19 protein-coding genes are annotated in these 22,997 nt (G+C 71.5%); 11 read left to right on the plus strand and 8 right to left on the minus strand.

Going from position 1 to position 22,997, the window contains the following annotated elements; translation table 11 throughout:
* The first annotated feature begins 44 nt into the window (after positions 1-44).
* The 4 genes from P3H78_RS05855 (at position 45) to P3H78_RS05870 (ending at position 3,396) form a co-directional block, all read left to right on the plus strand.
* On the plus strand, positions 45-482 hold the full coding sequence (locus tag P3H78_RS05855) for an SCO4983 family protein (protein WP_276107694.1): 438 nt from the start codon (positions 45-47) through the stop codon (positions 480-482).
* 118 nt (positions 483-600) lie between these two features.
* The gene (locus tag P3H78_RS05860) at positions 601-1,125 is read left to right on the plus strand and encodes a GNAT family N-acetyltransferase (RefSeq protein ID WP_276107695.1); all 525 of its coding nucleotides are present in this window, start codon (positions 601-603) and stop codon (positions 1,123-1,125) included.
* Between the two features lie 401 nt (positions 1,126-1,526).
* Entirely contained in the window at positions 1,527-2,069 is a 543-nt protein-coding gene (locus P3H78_RS05865; RefSeq protein ID WP_276107696.1) for a tetratricopeptide repeat protein, read from the plus strand.
* A 52-nt stretch (positions 2,070-2,121) separates the two neighbouring features.
* Complete coding sequence (locus P3H78_RS05870; RefSeq protein WP_276107697.1) at positions 2,122-3,396, plus strand: glycosyltransferase; 1,275 nt, start codon at positions 2,122-2,124, stop codon at positions 3,394-3,396.
* An 83-nt stretch (positions 3,397-3,479) separates the two neighbouring features.
* Here the strand turns inward: P3H78_RS05870 and P3H78_RS05875 are convergent, their stop codons facing one another.
* Entirely contained in the window at positions 3,480-4,598 is a 1,119-nt protein-coding gene (locus P3H78_RS05875; RefSeq protein ID WP_276107698.1) for a glycosyltransferase, read from the minus strand.
* A gap of 201 nt (positions 4,599-4,799) precedes the next feature.
* Between P3H78_RS05875 and P3H78_RS05880 the strand changes: the two genes are divergently transcribed.
* Positions 4,800-5,420: a tetratricopeptide repeat protein gene (locus P3H78_RS05880; protein WP_276107699.1), complete on the plus strand. Its 621-nt coding sequence runs from the start codon at positions 4,800-4,802 to the stop codon at positions 5,418-5,420.
* Positions 5,421-5,497: 77 nt separating this feature from the next.
* On the opposite strand, the gene rfbD is transcribed toward P3H78_RS05880, so the two are convergent.
* The 5 genes from rfbD to rfbA all read right to left on the minus strand — a co-directional run bounded on the left by rfbD (position 5,498) and on the right by rfbA (position 10,124).
* Positions 5,498-6,400 (minus strand): dTDP-4-dehydrorhamnose reductase, encoded by a 903-nt coding sequence (rfbD, locus tag P3H78_RS05885; protein ID WP_276107700.1) that lies wholly within the window; start codon positions 6,398-6,400, stop codon positions 5,498-5,500.
* A complete protein-coding gene (gene rfbB / locus P3H78_RS05890; protein ID WP_276107701.1) occupies positions 6,397-7,371 on the minus strand; it encodes a dTDP-glucose 4,6-dehydratase in 975 nt (324 codons plus the stop codon). The genes rfbD and rfbB overlap by 4 nt, the downstream gene beginning before the upstream one ends.
* 132 nt (positions 7,372-7,503) lie before the next feature.
* On the minus strand, positions 7,504-8,361 hold the full coding sequence (locus tag P3H78_RS05895; RefSeq protein WP_276107702.1) for a collagen-like domain-containing protein: 858 nt from the start codon (positions 8,359-8,361) through the stop codon (positions 7,504-7,506).
* Between the two features lie 243 nt (positions 8,362-8,604).
* The gene (locus tag P3H78_RS05900; protein WP_276107703.1) at positions 8,605-9,207 is read right to left on the minus strand and encodes a dTDP-4-dehydrorhamnose 3,5-epimerase family protein; all 603 of its coding nucleotides are present in this window, start codon (positions 9,205-9,207) and stop codon (positions 8,605-8,607) included.
* Complete coding sequence (rfbA, locus tag P3H78_RS05905; protein ID WP_276107704.1) at positions 9,204-10,124, minus strand: glucose-1-phosphate thymidylyltransferase RfbA; 921 nt, start codon at positions 10,122-10,124, stop codon at positions 9,204-9,206. The genes P3H78_RS05900 and rfbA overlap by 4 nt, the downstream gene beginning before the upstream one ends.
* A gap of 257 nt (positions 10,125-10,381) precedes the next feature.
* On the opposite strand from rfbA, the gene P3H78_RS05910 reads away from it, so the two are divergent.
* Entirely contained in the window at positions 10,382-11,818 is a 1,437-nt protein-coding gene (locus P3H78_RS05910) for a DUF2079 domain-containing protein (protein ID WP_276107705.1), read from the plus strand.
* 284 nt (positions 11,819-12,102) lie between these two features.
* On the opposite strand, the gene P3H78_RS05915 is transcribed toward P3H78_RS05910, so the two are convergent.
* Entirely contained in the window at positions 12,103-13,935 is a 1,833-nt protein-coding gene (locus P3H78_RS05915) for a phosphoenolpyruvate carboxykinase (GTP) (RefSeq protein WP_276107706.1), read from the minus strand.
* Positions 13,936-14,212: 277 nt separating this feature from the next.
* Between P3H78_RS05915 and trhA the strand changes: the two genes are divergently transcribed.
* The 3 genes from trhA to P3H78_RS05930 all read left to right on the plus strand — a co-directional run bounded on the left by trhA (position 14,213) and on the right by P3H78_RS05930 (position 16,504).
* Positions 14,213-14,926, plus strand: a complete 714-nt coding sequence (gene trhA / locus P3H78_RS05920; RefSeq protein ID WP_276107707.1) for a PAQR family membrane homeostasis protein TrhA — start codon at positions 14,213-14,215, stop codon at positions 14,924-14,926.
* 144 nt (positions 14,927-15,070) lie between these two features.
* Entirely contained in the window at positions 15,071-15,739 is a 669-nt protein-coding gene (locus P3H78_RS05925) for a TetR/AcrR family transcriptional regulator (protein WP_276107708.1), read from the plus strand.
* Between the two features lie 33 nt (positions 15,740-15,772).
* Positions 15,773-16,504, plus strand: coding sequence for a Mut7-C RNAse domain-containing protein (locus P3H78_RS05930; protein WP_276107709.1), 732 nt, complete (start codon positions 15,773-15,775; stop codon positions 16,502-16,504).
* A 329-nt stretch (positions 16,505-16,833) separates the two neighbouring features.
* Here the strand turns inward: P3H78_RS05930 and P3H78_RS05935 are convergent, their stop codons facing one another.
* Positions 16,834-18,864 carry a thioredoxin domain-containing protein gene (locus P3H78_RS05935; protein WP_276107710.1) on the minus strand — a complete coding sequence of 677 codons (2,031 nt, stop codon included), beginning with the start codon at positions 18,862-18,864 and terminating at the stop codon, positions 16,834-16,836.
* Between the two features lie 452 nt (positions 18,865-19,316).
* Here P3H78_RS05935 and P3H78_RS05940 point away from each other — a divergent pair, with 452 nt between their 5' ends.
* Both P3H78_RS05940 and P3H78_RS05945 read left to right on the plus strand, forming a co-directional pair.
* Positions 19,317-19,499 carry a hypothetical protein gene (locus P3H78_RS05940; RefSeq protein WP_276107711.1) on the plus strand — a complete coding sequence of 61 codons (183 nt, stop codon included), beginning with the start codon at positions 19,317-19,319 and terminating at the stop codon, positions 19,497-19,499.
* Between the two features lie 142 nt (positions 19,500-19,641).
* Positions 19,642-22,827 (plus strand): tetratricopeptide repeat protein, encoded by a 3,186-nt coding sequence (locus P3H78_RS05945; protein ID WP_276107712.1) that lies wholly within the window; start codon positions 19,642-19,644, stop codon positions 22,825-22,827.
* Positions 22,828-22,997: the final 170 nt, after the last annotated feature.

Consider the following 22,997-nt stretch of genomic DNA (forward strand, 5'->3'; position numbering starts at 1 on the left):
TTCTAAGCTAGGATGGCTTCTGCCAGCGCACAGGAGGCCATCCCATGTACGAGCCGATCCGCACCGGGCCCTCCCACAGGCCCGCCCCCCGCACGATGGCCGGCGCCGCCGACTTCCCCCACCGCTCCCGCGAGGAGGAGCTGGACATCCAGCTCGCGGGGCACCTCGCGGCGCTGCTCGCCGTCACGGAGGCACTGCGCGCGGTGGCCCCGTCCGCCGACCTGGACACCGCGGCGGAGCGCCTGGCCGGGCAGGTGGCCCGGCTCCGGGGACGCACCGCTCCGGCGTGCACACCGGTGGCCGAACCGCGGGAGCCGTCGGCCCTGCACCGGCGGGCGCACACCCTCGCGGGCCGCGCGCTCGTCGTCGCCGCGTCGCGCGCCGACACCGCTGCGGCGATCCTCACGGCCCAGCGGATGGACGCGCACGCCGCCGCTGCCGCGCCGGGTGGGCCCCAGCCGCTCAGCGGCGCCACGGCCTGACCCTCCGGCTCCGCACGGAGGACCCCGGTGCGGCCCCGGTCCACGCACCCTCGCGACGACGCGCGGACCGGGCGCCGCAGCACCACGCGGGTAGAGCAGAAAGAGGAGGCGAAGCGCCGTGAGCACCTGCACCGCGACCGTCCGGGCCGCCCGCCGTCCGGATCTCGCCGCCGTCGCCGGCATCTACCGGCACTACGTGCTGCACAGCCTCGCCACGTTCGACGAGACCCCCAGGTCGTCGGCGGAGTGGGAGGCCAAGCTGGACGAACTCACCTCGCGGGGGCTGCCGTTCCTCGTCGCCGAGGAGGCGGGAAGGATCGTGGGTTTCGCGTACGCCGGGCCCTGGCGGCCCAAGCCGGCCTATCGCCACACCGTGGAGGACACGGTCTACCTCGACCCCGGCGCCACCGGGCGCGGGATCGGGGGCGCGCTGCTGGGTCGGCTGATGGACGCCTGCGCCCGGGCCGGTGTCCGGCGCGTCATCGCGGTCGTCGCGGACGCCGGCGGCGAGGCGTCGGTCGCGCTGCACCGCCGTTTCGGCTTCACCGACGCGGGACGACTCAGCGCCGTCGGGTACAAGCACGGCCGCTGGATCGACACGGTGCTGCTGGAGCGAGCGCTGGCGGACGCACCGTCCGACTGAGCAGGCGGCCGGACCTCCGGCCGGCCCGGCCCGGCGTCGGCCGGAGACCACGGCCGGGACTGCGAACACCAGGGCCACCGGCAGCACCGGCAGCACGGTGCGGCTGCCCGATCCGTCAGGGCCGCCGGCCGCGGGCGCAGCGGCTCACCCTGCCCACGGGGCGACCGACGAGCGGCCCGCCCGGCGCCCGATATGAAAATCAAGGCTGAACGCCAACTCTCCTGCGTACATTCGGGTGGACTGCGCAGCCCAAGTACCCGCCAAACGGCGGCTGCATCACCGTGGCCTCGTAACGTCGCCGGAAATGACGGTGGTTCGAACTCCGGCATGCCATCGTCCCTCACGATTCCGCGAGATGTGACAAAGTGACACGTAGGCAATTGTTGGCAGGGCTCCTCTGTGTGGGCGCAGTCACCACCGGAGTGACGTCGTGGGCGATCATTTCCCACTCGGCAGCGTCCTTCGATTCCAAGGCCCCGTCATCGGTGAACCCGGCGCCGCAGGATGATGCCGACACTCTTTTGCAGGCAGGCATTCTGCAGCAGAAATACCACGACCTCGATGGGGCGGACCGTACCTACCGGCGTGTGCTGGAGCTGGACCCGCAGAACAAGTTCGCCTGGTACAACCTGGGGGTCATCGCCCACGGGTACGGCAGGGTGGCCGACGCCCGGGCGGACTACGACAAGGCGCTGAAGATCGACCCGGTGTTCCCGTCGGCTCTCTTCAACGAGGCGCTGCTGCTGGAGCCGAGAGAACCCGACCGGGCCGCCGGACTTCTGAAGCGTGTCATCGCCCGCGATCCCCAGGCGGCCACGGCGCATCTCCACCTCGGACGGATCTGGCAGCACGAGAAGCATGCCGCCAAAGCCGCCGACGAGTTCCGTCGCGCGGTCGCGGCCGATCCCTCCTTGCGTCCCCAAGTGCCGGAGGAATTCCGGTGACTCCTGATCACACAAGCCCCCCACCGACCTCCAGCCAAGCAGGGAGCAACAGATGACGTCGACCGCGACACCGAGGTTCTCCGTCTTCACGCCCAGCCACCGGCCTCGTTTCCTCGACGAGTGCCTGGCGACCCTGCAGGCGCAGACCTGTCCGGACTGGGAGTGGATCGTCCTGCTCAACAACGGCGCCCGATGGCGTCCGGAGCGACCCGACGACAGGGTCCGCGTGGAGATCGCGGACGACGTCACCGGCGTCGGAGCGGCGAAGCGCAGGGCCTGTGAACTGGCACGCGGCGAGATCCTCGTGGAGCTCGACCACGACGACCTGCTGGCCAAGGCCTGCCTGGCGGAGCTCGGCAAGGCGTTCGACGCGCATCCCGAGGCCGTCTTCGTCTACAGCAACACCGCGCAGATCACCGAGGACGGGAAGCGCGACGACAGCCGTTTCGACGAGACGTTCGGCTGGCAGTACACGGATGTGCGGGTCGACGGCCGCAAGCTGCAGCAGGTCATCTCCCTGGCGCCCACGCCGCACAACGTCGCCTACATCTGGTACGCGCCCAACCACGTGCGGGCGTTCCGCAAGAAGAGCTACGAGAAGGCCGGCGGGTACGACGCCTCACGTACGGTCCTGGACGACCAGGACCTGATGTGCCGCCTCTTCCACATCGGCGACTTCCACCACATCAACCGCTGCCTCTACCTCCAGCGGGTGCACCGCGAGAACACCCAGCGGGACCCGGAGATCAACGCGCACATCCAGCGTGAGACGGTCACCCTGTACGACAAGTACATCGAGGCCAACGCCCTCGCCTGGAGCTACCGGCGCGGACTGCTCGCCCTGGACCTCGGAGCGGCCCATCGCAAGCCCCCGGGTTACGTCGGCGTGGACCGGCGGGAGGCAGAGGGCGTCGACATCGTCGCGACCCTGCCCGGGAAGCTGGACCTGCCCGACGACTCCGTAGGCCTGGTGCGGGCCGTGGACTTCCTCGAGTACGTGCCCGCGAAGGTGCCGCTGATCAACGAGCTGTACCGGCTGCTGGCACCCGGAGGCATGCTCCTCACCATGACGCCCAGCTCCGACGGCCGCGGCGCCTACCAGGACCCGACCCACGTCGCCTACTACAACGAGAACTCGTTCTGGTACTACACGGACGACCAGTACCGCACCTTCGTGCCGGACCTCGAGGCACGGTTCCAGTCGTCGCGGCTGGTCACCTACTTCCCGAGCGACTGGCACTCCAAGAACGACATCTCGTACGTCGTCGCCAACCTCATCGCGATGAAGGACGGCACCGCACGGTGCGGCGGAAAGCTCCTGGTCTAGGTCGCGCGAGACAGCGGGCGCCCGGTGGACCGTGAGGTTCCACCGGGCGCCTTCGCCGTCCTGCCGGCCGGACTCACACCGCGTCAGGCCCTGACCAGCTTCCCCGAGCGCAGGTGGCGCCGAGAGAGCTCCAGGTTCTGGATCGTGCGGTCACGATGTTCGGGAGGCAACTTGCCGCTCATCAGGAGGCGTTCGGAACAGGTCTCCGACTCCTCGTACTCCCCGACCCAGTAGGCGGACACCGCGAGTTCGTCGAGTGCCCGCCATTCGTACCAGGAGGACTCGACGAACAGATGGTCGTCGCTCGGATACGGGAGGTACGCCGCCTTGCGCGCGAACAGGTGGGCGAGCGGCCACCGCTGCCCGTTGAGACGGCACCAGCGCGCGAGCCCGCCGAGCGCTTCGGCGCGCCCGGGCCGGCTCTCGTGCGCAGCGAGGTAGCGGCCCATCACCTCGGCCGACGGCCGGCCCAGCTCTTCGGCGAACTGCGCGGCGAACAGCCGGGAGCAGAAGACCTCCTCGTCCCAGCCGCCCATGCCCGCCCGTCGGTCGTAGGCCTCGATCGCCTTCTCGAACTCGCCGGCGCTGCGGAAGCTCTGGGCCAGGTAGAACGCATAGCGGTCGTTGTCGGGCTCCTTGATCAGGCCCTGCTGCAGGATCTCGGCATCTGCCAGGTACTTCTCCCGCGCACTCCTGCCCCTGCCGCGTCCCCCGCCGCCCACGACGACGATGGTGGCGCCCTCCAGCGTCCCGAGGGTGTACTGCGAACCGCAGTCGAGGTACTCGTGCAGGACGCCGACGTACCGCCACGGCAGCCGCGTCGAGACCAGGGCGCGGCGCCGGTACGAGTAGGCCCCGCTGCGGATGCCGACCCGGTAGGCGTCGAGCGTCAGCTCCGGCATGTGCGCCCCGGGCGGCACCTCCATCACGTCGTCCGCGTCCAGGAAGAGCAGGTAGTCCGCGGCAGGGCGGGCGAGTTGGACCGCCTCGGTACGGCTGCCGTCGAACCCCTTCCAGGGCCGCTCGTGCAGTTCGCCCGGCAGATCGTCGTAGACGTCTCGGATGATGTCCTGCGTGCCGTCGGTGGAGCCGGTGTCCACGATGACCCACGTGTCGATCAAGGGCCGTACGGATTCGAGACAGCGCCGGATCACCGGGGCTTCGTCCTTGACGATCATGTTCAGACAGACCGTTGGTTTCACGACTCCCATCCAATCCAGCCGCCGAAAGCCACGCAAAGAGGCGGGCCGAACCCGTTCTCACGACTCGTGCATTCGAGTGGTCTGAACGGCCGGAGCGCCTGCCGGACGACGGCGCCATCGGGGCGGCCTCGTAACGTCGGTGCCGACGTTCCGGGACAGGCCGTATCCATCCGTCCGCCACCATCCACGAAAAGTGACAACATGAAACGAACGAGATTGTGGACAGGGCTCGCCGCGGCAGTGACGGTTGCCACCGGGGTGACCGTGTGGGCGTTTCAGCCCACGCCCGACGGGCCGTCGGAATCCAAGTCGGCGTCAGTCACCCGGAACGGAAAGTCGGCAGACGCACTTCTGCAGTCCGCCCTTCAGCGCCAGTTCCGGCAGGATTCGTCGGGGGCCACCCAGGACTACCGGCGCGTGCTGGAAATGGACCCCAAGAACAAACGTGCCTGGTACGGCCTGGGGCTCATCGATCAGCAGTACGGCAGGACCGCGGATGCCCGTGCGGACTTCGAGAAGGCCCTCGCCATCGATCCGCACTTCATGTCCGCCCTCTACAGTGAGGCGTACATGCTGAAATCGAGTGACCCCGACCAGGCCATCCAACTCCTGGAGCGCGCCTCGGCCGCCGAGCCCAAGGCGGCCGCGATCCAGCTGCAACTGGGCCGTCTCCTGATGGAGAAGGGCCGCAAGGGCGAGGCAGAGGCCGCGTTCCGTCGTGCGGTCACGATCGATCACCGACTCCTTTCGCAGGTTCCCGAGCAATTCCGCGATTCCGTCAGGCCCGGTTCGACGACCGGTGGGACGCGCACAAGCGGATGACATGGGCCGCGAGAGCCCCGCACGACACGAAGCGTCCGGCGGACCGTCCGGTACCGCCGGGCGCCCCGCTCCGTAGGTCAGCTGCTCGCGCGTGCCGCGGCCGCCAGGGCTGCGAACTTCGGCACCCTCAGAGCCGCAGTCAGCTGGTCGTCCCACGGCGGTGGGGGAGCGAGGCCGGCCCGCATCCAGTTCCCGTGGCCGAGGACGCTGAAGGCCGGGCGGGTGGCCGGGCGAGGGAACTTGTCCGAGCCGACGGGTCGGATCCGCTCGGGGTCGAGGCCGCTGAGCCGGAACGTCTCACGCGCCAGGCCGCACCATGTGGTGCGGCCTGCCGCCGTGCCGTGGTAGATGCCGGCCGGTGCACCCCCGGTCAGCGCGACGCGGCCCAGAGCGGCCAGCTGTCGGGCGAGGGACCGGGACCAGGTCGGCTGGCCATGCTGGTCGGACACCACGTCCAAGGTCTCATGCCGGGCGGCGAGTTCGAGCATGGTGGCCACGAAGTTCGGGCCGTGTGCGCCGTAGAGCCAGGAGGTGCGTACGACGTAGCCGCTGTGCGGCAGGACGTCGACGACTGCCTGCTCCCCTGCCAGTTTGCTCCGCCCGTACGCGTTGACGGGCCCCGTCGGCGCGTCTTCGGGGTACGGACGACGGGCGTCGCCGGGGAACACGTAGTCGGTGGAGACGTGCAGCAGGAGGGCGCCACTGACCGCGCACGCATGGGCAAGGTTGCGGACGCCGGTGCCGTTCACGGCGGTGGCCGCCGCCTCGGAGCGCTCGGCTCCGTCGACGTCGGTCCAGGCGGCGCAGTTGACGACCACGCGGTGGCCGGTGACGGCCGCGCGCACGGCGGCCGGCTCGGTGATGTCCAGCTGCTCCCGGCTCGGTCCCGTCACGACGGCGTCAGGATCGGCGGCGAGCTCGGCCAGTACGTCCTGACCGAGGAGTCCGTGCGCCCCTGTCACCAGCCAGCGGGTGGTCATCGCAGAGCCGCCCTCTCCTTCAGCGGCTCCCACCAGGAGCGGTGCGCGCGGTACCAGGCGACCGTGGCGGCCAGTCCTTCCGTGAAGGACACCTGCGGGGCATAGCCGAGCTCCTCCCGGATCTTTCCGTCGTCCAGCGAGTAGCGAAGGTCGTGCCCCTTGCGGTCGGCGACGTGCTCGACCCGGCCCCAGTCCGCGCCGAGCGCGTCCAGGAGCAGGCCGGTGAGCTTGTGGTTGGTCAGCTCGGTTCCGCCGCCGATGTTGTAGACCTCCCCGGCCCGGCCACCGCGCAGGACCAGGTCGATGCCGCGGCAGTGGTCGGCGACGTGCAGCCAGTCCCGGACGTTGCCGCCGTCGCCGTACAGCGGGATCTTCCTCCCGTCGAGCAGGTTGGTGATGAAGAGCGGGATGACCTTCTCCGGGAACTGGTGGGGCCCGTAGTTGTTGGTGCACCGGGTCACCACGACGTCCAGACCGTGGGTGCGATGGTGGGCGAGGGCCAGCAGGTCGGAGCCGGCCTTCGATGCGGAGTACGGGGAGTTCGGCGCCAGTGGCCACGCCTCGCTCCAGGAGCCCTCGCTGATCGAGCCGTACACCTCGTCGGTGGAGACGTGGACGAAGCGGCCGACACGGTGCCGGTGGGCCGCGTCGAGGAGTACCTGGGTACCCAGCACATTGGTGCGGACGAAGGGACCGGCACCGTCGATCGACCGGTCCACGTGCGACTCGGCCGCGAAATGGACCACCGCGTCCTGGCCGGCCATGACCTGGTCGACGACGTCCGGGTCACAGATGTCGCCCCTGACGAAGGTGTAACCCGGGTGATCCTCCACGGGTGCGAGATTGGCCTCGACTCCCGAGTAGGTGAGCTTGTCGAGGACGGTGATCCGCGTCTCCGGATCCGGTTCCAGCCGCCGCCGGACGTATTCCGAGCCGATGAATCCGGCCCCACCGGTTACGAGGATGCGCATGGCTCTCCGAGCTTTCTCTGTGCTGCACAGCGGGACAAGCGGACGGTGCCCACGAGGCCGAAGCCTCGGGGCACCGTCACTAGTTCCCAGGTGGAGCGGCCGACCCGAACGGTACTGCCGCTCGCGCGGGATTCACGAGGCGTTGCAGACCACGAACGCAGTGATCGTGGAGGCGCCGGGAGGCGCGGCCACGGTGGCCGGGCTCCCCGCCTGCCATCCGTTGGGGATGGTTCCATCAGGGCCGGAGGGGAGCGGCCTGTTGATCGAGATCTGGATACCACCCGGCTCGGTCTCGTATCCGCCGCCGGTGGCCACGTCGCCCGTGTCGCAGTAGACCTCCGCGTGGTGCACGTTCGAGTCGACGGTGACGGACTTGTAGTACGTGTGGACGCCGCTCGCACCCTGAGCACCCTGGCTGCCCTGCGCACCCTGGCTGCCCTGCGCACCCTGAGCACCCTGGCTGCCCTGCGCACCCTGGCTGCCCTGCGCACCCTGGCTGCCCTGCGCACCCTGGCTGCCCTGCGCACCCTGAGCACCCTGGTTGCCCTGCGGACCCTGCTCACCCTGAGCACCCTGCGCACCCTGGTAGCCCTGCGGACCCCGCGGACCCTGCGGACCCTGCGGACCCTGGCTCCCCTGCGCACCCTGGTAGCCCTGCGGACCCCGCCGGCCCCGCGGACCCTGCGGACCCTGGCTCCCCTGCGCACCCTGGTTGCCCTGAGGACCCTGCTCACCCTGAGCACCCTGGTTGCCCTGCGGACCCTGCGGACCCCGCGGACCCTGCGGACCCTGCGGACCCCTCTTGCCGGGCTTGCCGTCATGGCCGTCATGGCCGTCATGGCCGTTACGGCCGTTATGGCCCGGCTTGCCCTGGGGACCCCGGTTGCCGCCCTTGCCGTGGTTGCCGTACGAGTCGGACGTCGCGTAGGGGGCGGCGCTGTCGACGCCCGACCTGTGGATCGCGTCGGCGATGGCCACCGTGCTCGGCACGACGTTGAGCATCACCGCGAGAGCGCCCGCCGACACCAACCCGGCGGAGCTCAGGCGTGACTTTCGAGTAGTTCTGCGATTCAAGAGAATCTTCCTCGGGAACTGGGAGGGAGCAGCCGCATGCGCGCGCAGTCGTGGCGCACAATGCGCCTGCGTGTCGCGCAGCTTTTGCCGCGGACACAACCATTCATAAACTCACGGCAGTGCGGCGGCGCGGGTTTGACGCCATGTCATGCACCAGGATCACCCGTGCGGCCTCAGCATATTCCCACGGTACGTGAGGCAGTCACGGAACGAGGGCAGCAGGCCTTTCCGGTCGGCCTCCGCCAGCGTGGGCGCGGCCGCGTCCTTCGGGGAGAGGCGCGGCGTGAGGTTTTCGGGCCAGGCGATGCCCAGCGCCGGATCCAGCGGGTCGATGCCGTGCTCCCGTTCCGGCGCGTACCCCTCCGAGCAGAGGTAGACGACGGTGGAGTTCTCCTCGAGCGCCATGAAGGCATGGCCCAGCCCCTCCGAGAGGTACACGCAGCAGTGTGTCGAGTCGTCGAGCCTGACCGCCTCCCACTTCCCGAATGTCGGAGATCCGGTACGGATGTCGACCACCACGTCGAGGACGGCTCCGCCTACGCAGGTGACGTACTTGGCCTGGCCCGGGGGGACCGATGCGTAGTGAATGCCGCGAAGGGTTCCCAGAACGGAGCGGGAGCAATTGGCCTGCGCCAGCCGGAGCTCCTGGCCAGTCGCATCAAGAAATCCTTGACCCTTGAACCATTCATGGAACCGGCCCCTGCCGTCCGTGAAAGCGCTGGGCGTTTCCACCCAGGCCCCTTCGATACCGAGTGGTCTCATGTGCATACTCCCTGGCGCGATCCGCCGCCTCTCTGAGGCAGCACGACATGGCGGGAATCCTCCAGCAGCCGCAGGAGATAGTGGCCGTATCCGCTCTTGAGCAGCGGCTGGGCAAGCCCCCGGAGACGGTCGTCGTCGATCAGGCCGGCCCGCCATGCCGCCTCCTCGACGCAACCGACCTTGAGCCCCTGACGCTCCTCGATCACCCGGACGAACTCCGAAGCCTGAACCATGGAGGTGAAGGTCCCGGTGTCGAGCCACGCCGTACCCCTGTCGAGTCGGACGACGTGCAGTTCCCCGGCTTCCAGGTACACCCGGTTGAGGTCGGTGATCTCCAACTCGCCCCGGTTGCTGGGGCGCAGGCGGCGGGCGATGTCCACGACCCGGTTGTCGTAGAAGTACAGTCCGGGCACGGCGTACCGGGACCTGGGCCGCACGGGTTTCTCCTCGATGGACAGCGCGCGACCCCGCTCGTCGAACTCCACCACGCCGTAGGCCGAGGGGTCGGCGACCTGGTAGGCGAACACTCTGCCGCCCTGCAGACCGTCGCTGCGGGCGAGCCGCGTACCGAGGCCGCTTCCGTGGAAGATGTTGTCGCCCAGAATCAGCGCCACGGATTCCTGGCCGATGAAGTCGGCCCCCAGAAGAAAGGCCTGGGCAATACCCTCCGGGCGCTCCTGAGTCATATATACGATGTCCATTCCCAGTTGGCTGCCGTCCCCGAGCAACCGGCGGAACTGGGCGCCGTCCTGGGGAGTGGTGATGACGAGGACTTCCCGGATTCCGGCCATCACCAGTGTGGAGAGCGGGTAATAGATCATCGGTTTGTCGAAGACCGGCAGCAGTTGCTTCGACACCGAGTGAGTCAAGGGCCACAGTCGCGAGCCGGTACCACCGGCCAACAGGATTCCGCGCATGACAGCACCATAGGTGGACTTCCTCGAGGTGCCGTGTTCACACACGCAGGACGCGTGCACGGCGAAAGCACGGGCAGCAGCGAGCGGCCATTCGGTGGATTCTCCGCACACGGGAGTTCGGTCCGGTCCGGATACCGCACGTTGCTGGCATCTTGATGAATGCCAGTCGCGTTTTCCCGAAGGGGCTTTCGATGCAAGCACCGCTCGCCAACGGCACAACAGTCCCTGCTCAACAGCAGACTTGCGAGAAGTCGGCGGTGACCGAAGCGTCGCGCAAGGGCCGCTTCGACGGCACCTGGTGGATCTGGGCCATGGCGGGAACGCTGTTCTTGATGTACGCGGCGGTGTCGGTACGACTGCACCATCGCATGCTCACGAGCAGCTACGACCTCGGCATCTTCCAGCAGGTCGTTCGCTCGTACGCGGAAGGGCATCTACCGGTATCCGAGGTGAAGGGCCAGGGCTTTCCCGTCCTGGGAGATCACTTCTCCCCCATCCTGGCGCTCCTGGCTCCCTTTTACCGGGTGTGGCGAGGAGCGGAGACGCTTCTCGTCGCCCAGGCCGCACTCATCGCCGTGAGCGTCGTGCCGCTGGCTCTCTGGGCCCGCCGAGCGCTGGGCTCCCCGGCCGCAGCGATGATCGGTGCCTGCTACGGGCTGTCGTGGGGAATTGCGAGTGCCGTCGGCTACGACTTCCACGAAGTGGCCTTCGCCGCTCCACTCCTGGCTCTCTCCCTGACCGCCCTCGGGAACGGCCGGATGGTCACCGCGACATGCTGGGCGCTGCCCCTTCTGCTCGTGAAGGAGGACCTCGGACTCACGGTTCTCGTCATCGGTCTCGTCATCGCCTGGCGAGGCGACCGCGAGGTCGGAACGTTCACCGCAGTGGCCGGCCTCGCCGGGTCGGTACTGGCCCTGTTCGTGATCCTGCCGGCCTTCAACCCCGGTGGTTCGTTCGCCTATTGGTCCCTGGTGCAGGGGCCCGCCGCGGGCGGCCAGGGGGGAACCGGCGGCGGTATGCATCTGCTTGACCTGCTCCATCAGGGCACCATCGGCCTCGTCACCCCCCAGACGAAGGTGACGACCTTCCTCCTCCTGCTGGCTCCCACCCTGTTCCTGGCGATGCGGTCGCCGCTTCTGTGGGTGGCCCTGCCCACGCTGGTGTGGCGCTTCGCGTCGAGCAACGGCCTGCACTGGGGGACCAGCTTCCACTACTCCCTCGTCCTGATGCCGGTCGTCTTCGCGGCCTTCATCGACGCCCTCGCGCGACGTGGGACGAGTGGACGCAGCCTGCGCCGCTACCTCGCCGGCTCCGCCGCGATCACCCTCATGATCCTCCCGAGCTTCCCGCTGTTCCAGCTGGTCCAGCCGGAGACCTGGCGGACCGACTCCCGCGTGATGACCGCACGACGCCTGATCGCCATGATCCCCGACGGTGTCACGGTCCAGACATCGGACCACCTCGTTCCGCAGCTCGCCGACCGGACGAGCGCCGGCCTCTACGGCTCCGTCGGCGGCCGTCCCGATCCGCAGTGGGTCATGGTCGACACCTGGGTGCCGGCCGACCAGCGGTGGTGGCCGGGTCAGCCGCTCAGCGTCGAGGCGGAGAAGCAGCACCTGGCCGACGACCTTCGCAACGGGTACGACCTGGTGGCCGAGCGGGACGGCTACGTGCTGATGCGCCGCCGGACGTGAGCCCGGACGACCGGCGGGCGGCGGACGGCGGACGGCGATGGGACGGCAGCGGGGCCCGCTCGGACGCCGGACGTGAGCCCGGACGGCGCGGAACACCAGGAGCGCAGCCTTCGCGGGGCGGCACACACGCCGAAGAGGCTGGTCGCACGCAACGGCACGCGACCAGCCTCTTCGGCGGCGGTCACCGCGGCCGGCCGTGACGATCGCAGGTCAGGGCAAGTCGAGCCGGCCGCGGAGTTCGAGGGACGCCCCGGGACCCGCGGGGTCCCGGGGTGTCCGGGGGATCAGCCCAGGCGCTCGACCAGCGCGCGGTACTCGTCCCACAGCTCCTTGGGCGTGTGGTCGCCGAAGGTGTTGAGGTGCTCGGGGACGAGAGCCGCCTCCTCGCGCCACACGTCCTTGTCGACGGTGAGCAGGAAGTCGAGGTCGGACTCGGACAGGTCCAGCCCGTCGGTGTCCAGGGCGGCCTTCGTGGGCAGCACGCCGATCGGGGTCCGCACGCCCTCGGCCCGGCCGTCGAGGCGCTCCACGATCCACTTCAGGACGCGGCTGTTCTCACCGAAACCGGGCCAGACGAACGAGCCCTCGTCGTTCTTGCGGAACCAGTTGACGTAGTAGATCTTCGGCAGCTTGGCCTGGTCCTTGCCCTTGGCGACGTCGACCCAGTGGCCCATGTAGTCGCCCATGTTGTAGCCGCAGAAGGGCAGCATGGCGAACGGGTCGCGGCGCAGCTCGCCGACCTTGCCCTCGGCGGCGGCGGTCTTCTCGGAGGCGACGTTCGCACCGAGGAAGACGCCGTGGTTCCAGTCGAAGGACTCGGTCACCAGCGGCACGGCGCTGGCGCGGCGGCCGCCGAAGAGGATCGCCGAGATCGGCACGCCCCGGGGGTCCTCCCACTCGGGCGCGATGATCGGGCACTGCGAGGCGGGCGTGGTGAAGCGGGCGTTGGGGTGCGCGGCGGGCGTACCGGACTCCGGGGTCCAGGAGTTGCCCTTCCAGTCGGTGAGGTGGGCCGGGATCTCCTCCGTCATGCCCTCCCACCAGACGTCGTTGTCGTCGGTGAGCGCGACGTTGGTGAAGACGGAGTTGCCCCACAGGGTCTTCATCGCGTTGGCGTTGGTGTGCTCACCGGTGCCGGGCGCGACGCCGAAGAAGCCCGCCTCGGGGTTGATCGCGTACAGACGGCCGTCCTCGCCGAACCGCATCCAGGCGATGTCGTCGCCGATGGTCTCCACGGTCCAGCCGGAGATCGTCGGCTCCAGCATGGCGAGGTTCGTCTTGCCGCAGGCGCTCGGGAAGGCCGCGGCGACGTACTTCGACTCGCCCTGCGGCGGGGTCAGCTTGAGGATCAGCATGTGCTCGGCGAGCCAGCCCTCGTCGCGCGCCATGACGGAGGCGATGCGCAGCGCGTAGCACTTCTTGCCGAGCAGGGCGTTGCCGCCGTAGCCGGACCCGTAGGACCAGATCTCGCGGCTCTCCGGGAAGTGCGAGATGTACTTGGTGGAGTTGCACGGCCACGGCACGTCCGCCTGGCCGGCCTCCAGCGGGGCGCCCACGGTGTGGACGGCCTTGACGAAGAAGCCGTCCTCGCCGAGCTCGTCCAGCACGGCCTGCCCCATGCGCGTCATCGTGCGCATCGACACGGCGACGTAGGCGGAGTCGGTGATCTCCACGCCGGGCGCGGACAGCGGGGAGCCCAGGGGGCCCATGCAGAAGGGGACGACGTACATCGTCCGGCCCTTCATCGAGCCGCGGAAGATCCCGCCCGTGCCACCCGAGCCCTGGAAGACCTCCCGCATCTCGGCGGGCGCCTTCCAGTGGTTGGTGGGGCCGGCGTCGGCCTCCTTCTCGGAACAGATGAAGGTGCGGTCCTCGACGCGCGCGACGTCGGTCGGGTCGGAGGCCGCGTAGTAGGAGTTCGGGCGCTTGATCGGGTCGAGCTTGCGGAAGGTGCCCTGGGCGACGAGCTCCTCGCACAGTCGCTCGTACTCGGCCTCGGATCCGTCACACCAGACCACGTTGTCCGGCTGGGTCAGTTCGGCGATCTCGTTGACCCACGAGATCAGTTCCTTGTGCTGGGTGGGGATGCCGGAGGGAGCCGCGATGTCGCGCGCCACGATTGCTCCTAAATGAGGGGTTCTTGTCTTGTCGCCCCGTGGGGGCTGCGGCCCGGACGCTTCGTAGCCGCTCATCCGGTACCGACCACACTCATTTGATCATCCGACCTTCGCGCGCATCTGTCCAGAGGGCCTCACAGGTGAGCAACGTGAGGAACGCCACGGTTACCGCGATTCTTTGCGTCCACGTTGGGTTCGGCTGGAAGTCTTTTTGCGTTACGGCGGTCACGGTGCCGTGCTGACACGTGACTTACGGTGCCGTAGGTACCATGCGCGCATGACTGCGTCCGCCTCCGACGCGCCTCTGGAACCGCCGGCCGCCGGCCGGGGTCCGGCCGCGCTCGCCCTGCCGCTCCCGGCCAAGCCGAAGCTCCGCGGCTGGCTGCACCTCGGCATGTTCCCGGCCGTACTCGTCGCAGGCCTGGTGCTCACGGCCCTGGCCGACTCCACCCGGGGGCGTGTCGCCTGCGGGATCTACGTCCTCACCGCCTGCCTGCTCTTCGGCGTGAGCGCGCTCTACCACCGCGGCGACTGGGGCCCTCGCATGGACGGGGTGCTCCGCCGCCTGGACCACGCGAACATCTTCCTGATCATCGCCGGCACCTACACCCCCCTGACCATGCTGCTCCTGCCCGGCGCCAAGGGGCAGTGGCTGCTGTGGGGCATCTGGGCCGCGGCCGCCGCGGGCATCGTCTTCCGGGTCTTCTGGGTCGGCGCCCCCCGCTGGCTCTACACCCCGTGCTACATAGCGATGGGCTGGGCGGCCGTCTTCTTCCTGCCGGACTTCCTGCGCACCGGGGGCATCGCGGTCCTGGTCCTGGTGATCGTCGGCGGGCTGCTCTACAGCGCGGGCGGCGTGGTCTACGGCATCAAGCGGCCCAACCCCTCACCGCGCTGGTTCGGCTTCCACGAGGTGTTCCACTCCTTCACCCTGGCCGCCTTCGTCGTCCACTACGTCGGCATCTCCCTGGTGGCGTACCAGCACGCGTGACCCCGCGCTCACTCCCCGTTGTGCACCTCCCCCGGCCACGGCTCCCCGCCGTGGCCGCCGTCATGGGCCTGCGCGCGCCCGCGACCAGGCGTGACGGCCTCAGGCCGAGGGTCCGCGGCGGGCCCCATGGCGGAGAATGACCCCATGAAGGCCGCACGCTCCCCCAGGCCCCCGACCCCGCCCGGACAGGACGGCGCCCCCGCGCCCGCCGCCGGGCGCCCCCCGCTGGGCCTGCGCGAGCGCAAGAAGATCAGGACCCGGGACGCGATCCGCGCGGCGACCTGGGCGCTCGTACGGCAGCAGGGGTACGACGCCACGACGATCGAACAGATAGCCGAGCGGGCCGAGGTCTCGCCGTCGACCGTCCTGCGGTACTTCCCGGCCAAGGAGGACATCGTCCTCACCGACGACCACGACCCGGTCCTCCTGGCGGAGCTGCGCGCCCGGCCCGCGGACGAACCCTGGACCGACTCCCTCCGGCACGTGCTGCGCAGGGCCATCGCCCTGGGCGCCGGCGACGACCCCGAGGTGGCGCGGCTGCGCGCCCGGCTGATGGTCGAGGTACCGGCCGTGCGCTCCCGGATGACCGAGAGCATGTCGGGCACCGGCCGCACGCTCTGCACCGCCATCGCCGAGCGCACCGGCCGCGACCCGCACGGCCTGGAGGTGCGGGTCCTGGCCATGTCACTGGCCGGCGCCCTGATGGAGACCTCCCTGTACTGGGCCGAGACCGGCCACCGGGAGGACCTCGCCGAGCTGGTCGACCGCGCACTCACCGTCCTCGACCAGGGACTCCCCCCGGGAAATCCCTGAGGCCGGAGCCTCCGGACGTGCCATCCTGACCGGGTGAACGGTCCCGAGATCCACGTCGGGTTCGCCCCCGGCCTGCGACTCTTCGTCGCCCACTCCCGGCGCGGCGGCGCCACCCCGGTCGCCACCGACGGCGCCTCGACGCTCGGCCACGTCGTGGAGTCCCTCGGCGTCCCGCTGACGGAGGTCGGCGCGCTGGTCGTGGACGACCGCGAGGTGCCGGCGTCGCACATCCCGACCGCGGGCGAGACGGTCCTCGTCCGGGACGTCGAACGGCCCCAGCGGGTCCCGGGCGCACCCCTGCGCTTCCTGCTCGACGTGCACCTCGGCACCCTCGCCCGCCGCCTGCGGCTGCTCGGCGTCGACGCGGCCTACGAGTCCGAGGACATCGGCGACCCCGCACTCGCCACCCGGTCCGCGACGGAGCGGCGGGTCCTGCTCAGCCGCGACCGGGGCCTGCTGCGCCGCCGCGAGCTGTGGGCGGGCGCGTACGTCTACAGCACCAGCCCCGAGGACCAGCTCCGCGACGTCCTGGACCGCTTCCGCCCCGAGCTGCGCCCGTGGACCCGCTGCACCGCCTGCAACGGCCTGCTCGCCCCGGCCGCCAAGGACCAGGTCGCGGACCGCCTGGAGGGCGGCACCCACCGCAGCTACGACGTCTTCGCCCAGTGCCGGGACTGCGGCCGCGCCTACTGGAAGGGCGCCCACCACGACCGCCTGGAGGCGATCGTGACGCGCGCGCTGTCGGAGTCCGCCGAGCGCGGGTGACACAGGCCCGCTCGACCGGCCGGCGAAGCCGGTCGGGCCGGCGCCGAGGGCGAGGACGAGGACGACCGTCGGACGCGGTCGGGCGGGCGGGTGCGGGCGGTCACGGTTGGGTGCGGGCGGGTGCGACCGATGCGGGTGCGGGTGCGGGCGGTCACGACGGGATGCGGGCGGTCACGTTCGGTGCGGGCGGCGGAGACCGGGCTGCCCGGGGTCCGGCCCCAGGCGGCTGCCCGGCCCGCCCGGGCTGGGCAGCCGCCTCGCGGACCGACGGCTCTCGGACGGATGCCTCGCGGACCGGTGCCTCGCAGGCCGACGGCCTCGGTGCGGTGTCAGCCGTCCAGGGCCGTGCGGAGGCGGTCCGGGTCGGTCGTCGGGGCGTCGCAGGTGAAGTTCCGGCACACGTACGCCGTCGGCGCGCCGTCCTGGAGGGAGCGGCCGGCCAGCAGGGGGAACTCCTCTCCGTCCGGCGCGCCGTAGGCGACGACCGCACCGGGTGCGGTGCCCAGCAGCGCCGTACGGTGCAGGGTCCGCGCCTGCGGGTCGTCCACGGCGGCGCCGACGACCGCGACCTCCCGCGGCCCGTCCAGCAGCGCCTCGGCGACGGACAGCCCCCAGCCCACGAACCGCGGGACGCGCGGGCCGAGCCCGGTGACGACGCCCAACGCCCGCTCCGCGGCGGTGCGGTGGGCCTCGGACCCGGTGTGCGCCGCGTACCCGAGCAGGGCGCCCGCGGCGGCGGTCCAGCCGGAGGGGGTGGCGTTGTCGGTGGGGTCCTGGGGCCGGCGGATCAACGGCTCGGCGTCGGCGGCGGTGTCGTAGAGGGCTCCGGCGCCGTCGGTGAACCGGGTGAGGACGTGGTCGAGGAGCAGGCCGGCGAAGTCGAGCCAGACGCCCTCGCCGGTGACGGAGGCCAGGGTGAGGAAGCCCTCGGCGACGTCGGCGTAGTCCTCCAGCACGCCCGCGTTGGCGCCGGCGCGGCCGTCCCTGCTGGTCCGGAACAGCCGGGCGTGCTCGTCCAGGTGGACGCGGACCAGGAGGTCGGCGGCGCCGACCGCGGCCTCCACCAGGTCGGGCCGGTCGAAGTAGGCGCCGGTCTCGGCGAGGGCCGCGACGGCGAGCCCGTTCCAGGCCGCGACCACCTTGTCGTCACGGCCGGGAGCGGGGCGCCCGTCCCGCGCGGACAGCAGCCGGCGCCGGACCGACGCAACCCACTCGGCGTCGAACACGGTGTCCTGCTGGGGAAGTTGCAGCACGGAGGCACCCTGCTCGAAGGTGCCCTCCTCGGTCACCCCGAAGTACCGCGCGGCCGGCTCGGCGTCCTCCTCCCCGAGCACCTCGCGCAACTGCCCCGGCGACCAGACGTAGTAGGCACCCTCGACGTGCCGCCCGCTGCCGTCGTCGCTGTCGGCGTCCAACGCGGAGGCGAACCCGCCTTCGGCCGTACGCAGTTCGCGCACCATGAAGTCGGCGGTCTCCAGCGCCACCCGGCGGGCGAACTCCGACCCGGTGGAACGCCACAGGTGGGCGTAGACGCGGCACAGCAGTGCGTTGTCATAGAGCATCTTCTCGAAGTGCGGAATCGCCCAGTCGCGGTCGACGGAGTAGCGGGCGAAGCCGCCGCCCAGCTGATCGTAGAGCCCTCCGCGCGCCATCCGCTCGCAGGTGTCACGCGCCATCTGCAGGGCGCCCTCGGAACCGGTGCGGGCGTGGTGGCGCAGCAGGAACTCCAGGACCATCGACGGCGGGAACTTGGGCGCCCCGCCGAAGCCGCCGCGCTGCTCGTCGTACTCGCGGGTGAGACCGAGGAGGGCCTGCGCGAGTTCCGGTTCGCCGGGGGCGTGTGCGCCGCCCAGGGTGATCTCCCGCTCGGCGAGGTCGCGCACGATCTTCCCGGCGACCTCCGTCACCTCGTCCCGGCGGGTGGACCACGCCTGCCGGACACCCTCCAGGACCTGCCGGAAGGAGGGCATGCCGTGCCGGGGCTCGGGCGGGAAGTAGGTGCCGAAGTAGAAGGGCTCCCCGTCCGGCGTCATGAACACGGACATGGGCCACCCGCCCTGCCCGGTCGCCGCCTGCACCGCCTCCATGTAGACGGCGTCGACGTCGGGCCGCTCCTCGCGGTCCACCTTGACGGACACGAAGTGCTCGTTCAGGTACGCAGCGGTGCCGTCGTCCTCGAAGGACTCGTGCGCCATGACGTGACACCAGTGACAGGCGCTGTAGCCGACGCTCAGGAACACGGGGACATCGCGCCGCCGCGCTTCCTCGAAGGCGTCGGTCCCCCACGGCCACCAGTCGACGGGGTTGTCCGCGTGCTGAAGGAGGTAAGGGGACGCGGCCTGCGCGAGTCGGTTGGGCATACCCCCATCCTTACGCACCCGTCTCCCGCCCGCCCATGCGCCACGGGGGCAGCACGCGAACGGGTCGGAGGGATGAGGGGGCCGCCGACCCACACGCGCTCCGCGCCGCCTGCGCGATCCGGTGCATGAGCGCCGACGACAGTCCGCCGCACAGCAGAGTCGCCGCGTCCGGTCGCCTTCTCCCCCACCGCCGGGTGCGCCGACGATTCGGCGGAATGCCGGGGAGCGACCCGCCGCCTTCTCGGCCCGACCGGGTGGCGCCCCGGACGGCCAGGCTCAGATGGTCCTCAAGTCGCTTCTGGCGGGATGGACCGCGTGCGTAGGGTCGTTTCGTGACCGGGCGGCGCCGCCCCCGGTCCGAACCATCGCGGCGGCCGTGGCACGTCGGCGGGGCCGAGGTCCTCGCCGTCCCGGCTGCGGGCACCCTGCTCACGACCCGTGGGAGCACGACGATGACGGCCAGGACCATTGCCACGCTCGCCCGGCTCGCCGTGCTGATCGGAGCGAACAAGGCACTCAGCGGCGCGGAGGGGGCCCCGTACGTCGTCACCTTCGTCCTGGGGGGCGTGTACGTCCTGTTGGTGAACAAGGTGGGCGGGCTCCGGGCCCGCACAGGCCGGGCACAGCCGGAGTGACGCGGGCGTGACCGCCGGCCGCGAGACGGCAGGGGCGGGCCGCGTCCGGGCGGCCCGGCCAATGATCGTCGCCCTCTCGCGCTCGTGCGTGTCGCGAAGGACACTGACAGGCATGGGAGTTGCCGCCGGAGGGGGACGGGACATGCGGGACAGCCATCGGGCGGAGGCGGAGCGGCTGCTGACGCGGGCCGTGGAGGAGGAGGTCCGCCGGTCCGGCGGCCGGGTGGACGGTGCCGTCCTGCTGTCGCGGGCGCGCGGCACGCTCGACACGCTGGCGGAACCGGCCGCCGAGGAGTACGCCGCCTACACCCGCGCCCTGGACGAGGCGCAGGCCGGGCAGCTCACCTTCGGGCAGCGCTGGGCCCGCGAGGGGGCGGGAACACCTCTGCTGGTGGCGGCCGTTGCCGCGCTGGGTGCCGCCGTCGCCGACCTGGTGCTGGGCACCGGCGCGGGTGCCGCCGTCGGCGCGGGCGTCACCGCCGGGGTCGTCGGCGCGGCGGCCACCGTGCTGAAGGTGACCGCGGCCCATGTCCCCGCCGCCCACCACCGGGCGGGCGCGGCCGGCCAGCCCGGCGGACCCGAGCAGTTGCGGTTGCAGTGGCTGACCGCTCTGGAGGTGCGCGGGATCCGCCCCTTCCTCGACCAGCAGCGCGTGCTGACGGCCTCCACCACTCCGAAGAAGGCCGCGCCGCGGCTGCGCGGCACCGACAAGAGCGCGGCGGCCCGCAGGCGCAGCGTCCTGGAGCAGTCGTTCGGCCAACTTCCCGAGGCGGCCGCCGCGTTCGCGGGCCGACGGACGGAGACCGCGCAGATCGGGCAGTGGGTGCAGGCGGCCCGTGCGAGCACGCAGACCCGGCCGACGGTCGTGGTGCTGCACGGAGAGCCCGGTTCCGGGCGCACCGCGCTCGCCGTCCGCGCGGCGCACGAGCTGCGGGACCAGTTCCGCGGGGCGGTCGTCGTCGACCTGCGCGGCGGCGGCTCCGGCGAGCCGCCGCTGCCCGTCCGGGACGCGCTGCTGCACCTGCTGAACCGGCTCGGCGCGCCCCGCGAGCAACTGCTGTTCCGCGAGCGCTCCTCCCCCGACCAGCAGGTCAAACGGCTGAGCGAGCTGTACCACCAGCATCTCGCACAGCTTCCGGTGACGATCGTGCTCGACGACGCCGCGGACCCCGAGCAGGTGCGCGCCCTGGTCCCGGAGCGCTCCGACAGCCTCGTCCTGGTCACCGCGCGCACCCCGCTCGACCTGCCCGCGGACCTGCCGGCGTGGGTCCACCGGATGCCGGTCGAGGCGCTGGACGCGGCGGGCGCGGAGGAGCTCCTGAACGGCGCCGCCCAGGACGATCCGGGACCGTACGACGCAGAATCCGCCGACCGGATCAGGCAGTTGTGCGGCGGGTTGCCGCTGGCGCTGCGTGTCGCGGGCTCCTCGCTGGGCGCGCGCTCGCCCCGCGCCCTGGCCACGGACCTCGCGGCGTACGGGCCGGTGGAGCCGGTCGAGCGGGCGCTGTGGCTGCGCTACACCGACCAGCCGGAACAGGCCCGGCGCCTGCTGCGCCGGCTCGCGCTGGCCGGGCGCGCCTCCCTCGGCGCCGCCGCGGCGGCGTCCCTGCTGGCGGCCGACGAGGCCGAGGCGACGCGTCACCTGGTCGCCCTTGCCCGGGCGGGCCTGGTCGACCACGTCCGCGGCAACCGCTACCGCCTGCACGACCTGGTGCGCGCCTTCGCCCAGGCGCGGCTGCTCGACGAGGAGGACCCCGCCGAGCGGACCGCGGCGCAGGAGCGTCTGATCGTGAACTACGCCGAACTCGCCGACTCCGTGCTGCGCCTGGTCGACGGCAACATGTCGACCCGTTCCGACCGTTTCAGCCCGCACGGGTTCACCTCCCTCGACGAGGCGCTGCGCTGGCTGGACGACGAGTCGAGCTTCATCACCGCGGCCCTGCGGCACACCGAGGGCGTGGACCAGGGCGCCGTGCTGAACCTGCTCGGTGCCCTGTGCGACTACTGCCTGCTGCGCGGCGACCTGTACCGGCTGGGTGAGATCAGCGAGCTGACCCAGGCCGTCGACCAGGGGCTGCTGGTCCGCTCCGTGCAGTGGCGCACCGGCATCGCGGCCCGGCAGCTCGGCGAGCTGGACAAGGCGCGCAGCACCCTGACCTCCGTGGTGGACCTGTATCTGCAGGCGCACCACGACGCGGGTGCGGCGCGCGCCCTGAACTCCCTCGGCATCACGCTGCACCACCAGGGCAACCTGACCGAGGCGGCGGCCCGGCTCCGGGAGGCCCTGGACCTCCAGGCGCCGCCGGAGCTGGCGACCGACCGCGCCTGGACGATGCACGCGCTGGCCGCGGTGGAGCGGGACCGGGGCCGGCTCGCAGAGGCCGGGGACCTGCTGGCCCGCTCGCTGGTGCTGCACGGGGAGGGCGGCTCGGTGCACGGCGAGGCGTGGGCCCACTTCCATCTGGGCCAGCTGGCGCTGCGGCGCGGCGACGTGGCGCGCGCGGACGCCGACCTGCGCGAGGCCCTGGACCGCTACGGACGCACCCGCGACGCCCGCGGCGAGGCGTGGGCGCTGACCCAGCTGGCCCGGGCCCTGCTGGTGGGCGGGGAGGCGTCCCGGGCGGTGGACGGGCTGCGCCAGGCGGCCGCCCGGCACCGCGACAACGAGGACGCGCGGGGTGAGGCGTGGACGCTGTACTACCTCGGCCAGGCACTGGAGGAGACGGGCACCCTCGACCAGGCGGTGCGCGAACTGGAGCGGGCCCGCACGATGTTCTCCCGGATGCGCGACGTGTACGGCCTGGCCTGCGCCCGGCACCACTCGGCGCGGGTGACCCGCGACCAGCGTGCGGCGCAAACGGGTTCGCTGCGCAACTCCGGCTTCGCCCGGCAGTTGCTGGTGGACGCCCGTGCCGACTTCCAGCGGATCGGTGTCGCGCACGGCGAGGCCTGGACGTGCCTGGAGCTGGCGGTGGTCGACGCGGGCAACACGCGCACCCGGCAGGCGCTGACCCTGTGCGACGAGGCGACGGTCCTCTTCGGCTCCTACGGCGACCGGCGGGGCGAGGACTGGGCACGCTTCCTGCGCTGCACCCTGCTGCCGTACGCGGCCCCCGGCGGGGTGGAGGTCGGGACCGCCGTGGCCCAGGAGGAGCTGTCCCGCCTGACCCGCGACGACCATCCGGCCCGCGACGCCAAGCTCGACGACTACCTGGAGGCCTACCGGCTCCTCCTGGAGCGCGGCGTGAACCTGGAGGCCGGCTGGCAGGCCTGGCGTCTGCGCATGATCCCCGACCGGCACGCCCGCGAGGTGATGGGAGCGCCGTGAGGCGCCGGTCCGCCACGGGGCGCCCTCGGTCCGTGACCCGGAGTGGTCGGCACGGGTGCTGCCCGGTCCGGGCCGGGCGCCGCCGGGCGGCGCCATCGCCCGGCCGGTCCTGCCCGGCCGCTTCCGTCCGGCCGCGGTACGGCCGAAGGGCGGGCAGGGCCGGGCGGGCA

Origin of the sequence: Streptomyces tropicalis, from assembly GCF_029269835.1 — a bacterium.
GTDB classification, from domain to species: domain Bacteria; phylum Actinomycetota; class Actinomycetes; order Streptomycetales; family Streptomycetaceae; genus Streptomyces; species Streptomyces tropicalis.